The organism is Parafrankia sp. FMc2 (assembly GCF_041008525.1).
Lineage (GTDB): Bacteria > Actinomycetota > Actinomycetes > Frankiales > Frankiaceae > Parafrankia.
This window is the reverse complement of record NZ_JBFLUG010000291.1, coordinates 1-3,751: the sequence shown is the minus strand read 5'-3', so window position 1 is coordinate 3,751 and position 3,751 is coordinate 1. Positions and strand designations below refer to the sequence as shown.

Here is a 3,751-nt window from a genome sequence, read left to right as displayed (position 1 = left end):
CCCGCCGCGCCATCACCCCCGGGGCTGGTCACCGGCCGCGCCGGCTCCCGCGCGGCACCATCCCCGCCGCCACCGGGGTGACAACCCTCACCCGCCGCGGTCCGTGCCGCCCCCCATCCAGGCCATCCGCACCGCCACCGGCCGCCCGCCGACCTCCTCTGGCTATTCTCGGGCTCCGTGCGGAGCAGACAGATCAGGGCGCAGCGGGGCAGACACGGCACCTGGGTTGCGTTGATCGTCGGCGTGCTCGCTGCCACCGCCGTGACCAGCGGCTGCTCCGTGATCGAGGCACGTTCCGCCCTGCGGGACGACTGCACCGGCCGGGACCGGCGCCTCGCCGCCACCCTGGACACCCTCGCCGCGCTCGACCTGCACCCCCCGGGCGCGACCCTGGTCACCGATGGCGCCAGCCACGGCTGCACCGACAGCACCTTCGTCCCCTACGCCTCACGCTGGTACCACACGACCAGCCCCCTCGCCGAGGTCACGGCGTACTACCGGCACGCCCTGCCCGCCGCCGGCTGGACCCTCGTCCACAAGGGCGACATCCACCCCGACACGCGTGCCTTCCGCGGCGAGAGAATGTGCTACTCGTGGCCCGTCGACGGTGTCACCGCGTACCTGTCCGTCGGGTTCCCCACCGAGGACGGCGAGGGACCCGCCGACGTCCTCGGACCGGGCCCCCGGGACGTCGACGTCCTCGTGAGCGCCGACCCCGACACGGCTGACGACGACTACGGACGCTGCTGAGGCTGACATCGGTGACCGTCAGACGCCGCTGCACCCGTCCGACCCCGACGACGTCGAGGACGACCGGCTCGACGTCACGCGCCCACTCCTGCCAGGCGCGACGCTCGGGACGTCGGGTCTCGAACACCAGCCAGCCGTGCGGACGCAGCGCGGCCCGGATGCCCCGCAGCGCCCGCCCCCACCCGCCGTCGGCAAGCCGCACCGCGAACGATCCCGTCCCACACCCGACGTCGAGCACGCGACGTGCCGACACCTCACCCGCTGCCGCTGCCGCTGCCGACCCGCGCCCGGCGACGCCCGTACCATCCCCACGATCATGCGCGCACCGGGCGCCCGGCAGGCGGAGACTAGAATGATGCGGCGGGACCGCGTGTTGGTCACCGGCAGGGTGAGGCATGGAGGTGCCGCAAACCGGGCGCCCGGCGGGAGAGCCGGCCGCGCCCCACGGAGGCGTTGCGCTGATGTCCATCGCGTTGAACCACACCATTGTCCACTGCCGCGACCGGCAGCAGTCCGCCGAGTTCCTGGCGCACATTCTCGGCCTGCAGATCGGGGCGCCGACCGGGCCGTTCCTGCCCGTGGACACCGCCAACGGGGTCACCCTCGACTTCGCCAGCATCAGCGAGCCGTTCACCCCGCAGCACTATGCCTTCCTGGTGTCGGACGACGAGTTCGACCGGGCATTTGACCGCATCACCCGAGCAGGGGTCACCTACTACGCCGACCCGCACGGCAGAAAGCCCGGGGAAATCAACCACCATGACGGCGGGCGCGGCCTGTACTTCCTCGACCCGTCCGGACACGCCATGGAGATCATCACCCGGCCCTACGGAGGGTAAGCGCCGGCGTGGCATGGTGCGCACGTCGTCATCGGGGGCTGGTGTCGTCCACCGGCAGGGCGGTGATCAGCCGCAGCGCTCCGACGAACGTCGGTTGGCGGCGTAGCGTGCCGTAGCGGCGGTCCCAGGCACCGGAGGCGAGGTCGGATCGCAGCCGCGTCAGCGCCCGGTCGGTGACGGTGTCGTCGACGAAGCTCCAGACGGACTGGCAGCGCCGTACGGCCGGGTCGAGGAAACGTTCGGGTCGGCCGTAGAACGCCTCGGCGAACCCGTCGGCGCAGTCGGCGGGAACAGGCACCGGGGTCACCGTGATGGCGCCGCCCAGCACCGCGCAGATCCGGTCCACGGCGGGAAAGCGGCGGCGTTCCGTCGCGATCAGCTCGGGGACGTAGTCGGCGAGCCACAGCCGGTCAAGCGCGTCACCGTGGACGGTGACCATCGCCATCGCCGCGTCGACACTGTCGTCGTCGAAAGGCAGATCCTCGGCCACCGCGTTGATCGCCGGAGGCAGCCCCGGCGGGCGTTCGGAAGGCTCCGCCACGCACGCCGACATCGTCATCGGCGCGGACGGTGCCTGGTCGAAGGTGCGTCCGCTGCTCACCCCCGCCAAGCCCGCCTACAGTGGAACCTGCTTCATCGAGATCGCTGTCGCCTCAGGCAGCCAGAACTGTCAGGCGAGCGTGGCCGCGATCGGCAGCGGCACGCTGATGGCGGTCGCGCCGGGCAAAGGCATCATCGCCCATCGCTACGCCGACGGGGGCGTGCTCGGATACGTGGCGCTGAACAAGCCCGAGGGATGGATGAGGTCGATCGACTTCGGTGACCCGTCCGCGGGCCTCCGTTGATGTCGCCCTTTGCCGGCGAGGGCGCGAACCTCGCCATGTACGACGGCGCGGACCTGGCGAGCAAGCTGGTCGAGCACCTCGACACCGAGGTCGCGCTCACCGCCTACGAAGATCGGCTTTTCGCGCGTAGTAGCGACGCCGCCGGCCGCTCGGCGCAGAACCTGGAGATCTTCTTCGGCCGGGAAGCACCGCAGAGCACAGTCGCCCTGTTCGACCACGGACGCCGTCGGCAAGAAATCCCCTAGTGGGGTGGCCGGGTGACGGTGAGGCCGAGGAGTTCCGGGATCGGGGGAGCCGTTCGGCGCCGGCCACCACCGCGGGCAGGCCCTTGCGGCGGGCGAGGGCGATCTGGGGTGCGAAGTCGTCGTAGCGCTGGCGCATCTGACCATCCGAGCGGAGACCGTTACACTCCGCCACATATTTTGCCGGTGACGCGGTAGACAGCGGGTCAGCTGCGGGTCAGTTCCTGCAGGCCGATCACCCGCAGCAGCTCCAGCCGCTCGCCGGAGCGGCTACCCGGCCGGGCGGTGTAGACGATCAGCCGCTGGTCGTGTTCCGGGCTGAGCAGCACCTCGCAGTCCAGTTCCAGCAAGCCGACGACCGGGTGCACGAAACGTTTCGTGTCGGCGCGGCGCACGGCGACGCAGTGGGCGTCCCACAGGCCGGTGAACTCCTCGCTGCGGGCGCGGAGCCGGCGGACGAGTTCCGCCAGCCGGACGTCGTCGGGGCGGCGGGCGACGGCGGCGCGCAGATCCGCCACGAGGTTGCGGGCGGCCCGGTCCCGGTCCTCGGCCGGGAACAGCTCCCGCGCGGACGGGTTCGTGAAGTAGAGCCAGCCGATGTTGTGCTCCGCCGCGGGCCGGGCGGACAGGTCACCGTGCAGCGCGCTGGCCATCGCGTTCTGCGCGAGGACGTCCCCGCGGTCGCTCACCACCCGGGCCGGGACGTCGACCAGCCGGTCCAGGACGAGAAGCAGGCCGGGACGGACATGCTCCGTCGTCGACCGGTCCCGTGGGGGCTCCTCACCGGCGAGGTGGAACAGGTGGTCCCGTTCGTCGCCGGTGAGTCGCAGCGCGCGGGCGACGGCGGCGAGCATCTGGCGGGACGGCCGGGAACCCCGCGCCTGCTCCAGGCGTGTGTAGTGGTCGGTCGACATGCCCGCCAGCTGCGCGACCTCCTCGCGGCGCAGCCCCGGGGTGCGTCGCCGCGCGCCCTGCGACAACCCCACCGCGGCCGGGGTCAGCCGGGCACGGCAGTGACGCAGGAAGTCGGCCAGCTCGGCCCTGCCCACCGCCGCCCTGCCCGCCGCCCCGCCCC

Annotated in this window: 4 protein-coding genes and 1 pseudogene; 3 read left to right on the top strand and 2 right to left on the bottom strand. The window is 72.3% G+C overall.

Features of this window, described 5'->3' with window-relative positions:
- Positions 1-243: 243 nt before the first annotated feature.
- Positions 244-750, top strand: a complete 507-nt coding sequence (locus AB1460_RS36255; protein WP_368967010.1) for a hypothetical protein — start codon at positions 244-246, stop codon at positions 748-750.
- A 461-nt stretch (positions 751-1,211) separates the two neighbouring features.
- The gene (locus tag AB1460_RS36245; RefSeq protein WP_368967007.1) at positions 1,212-1,589 is read left to right on the top strand and encodes a VOC family protein; all 378 of its coding nucleotides are present in this window, start codon (positions 1,212-1,214) and stop codon (positions 1,587-1,589) included.
- 28 nt (positions 1,590-1,617) lie between these two features.
- Here the strand turns inward: AB1460_RS36245 and AB1460_RS36240 are convergent, their stop codons facing one another.
- A complete protein-coding gene (locus AB1460_RS36240; RefSeq protein ID WP_368967012.1) occupies positions 1,618-2,079 on the bottom strand; it encodes a hypothetical protein in 462 nt (153 codons plus the stop codon).
- A gap of 34 nt (positions 2,080-2,113) precedes the next feature.
- Here AB1460_RS36240 and AB1460_RS36235 point away from each other — a divergent pair.
- A pseudogene (locus tag AB1460_RS36235) lies at positions 2,114-2,679 on the top strand (FAD-dependent oxidoreductase); the annotation flags it as partial.
- Between the two features lie 203 nt (positions 2,680-2,882).
- Here the strand turns inward: AB1460_RS36235 and AB1460_RS36230 are convergent.
- Positions 2,883-3,725, bottom strand: a complete 843-nt coding sequence (locus tag AB1460_RS36230) for a helix-turn-helix transcriptional regulator (RefSeq protein WP_368967008.1) — start codon at positions 3,723-3,725, stop codon at positions 2,883-2,885.
- Positions 3,726-3,751 lie beyond the last annotated feature (26 nt).

Excerpts from the sequence above, each read along its gene's own strand:
- AB1460_RS36245 (WP_368967007.1), top strand. The coding sequence starts at position 1,212 with ATGTCCATCGCGTTGAACCACACCATTGTCCACTGCCGCGACCGGCAG.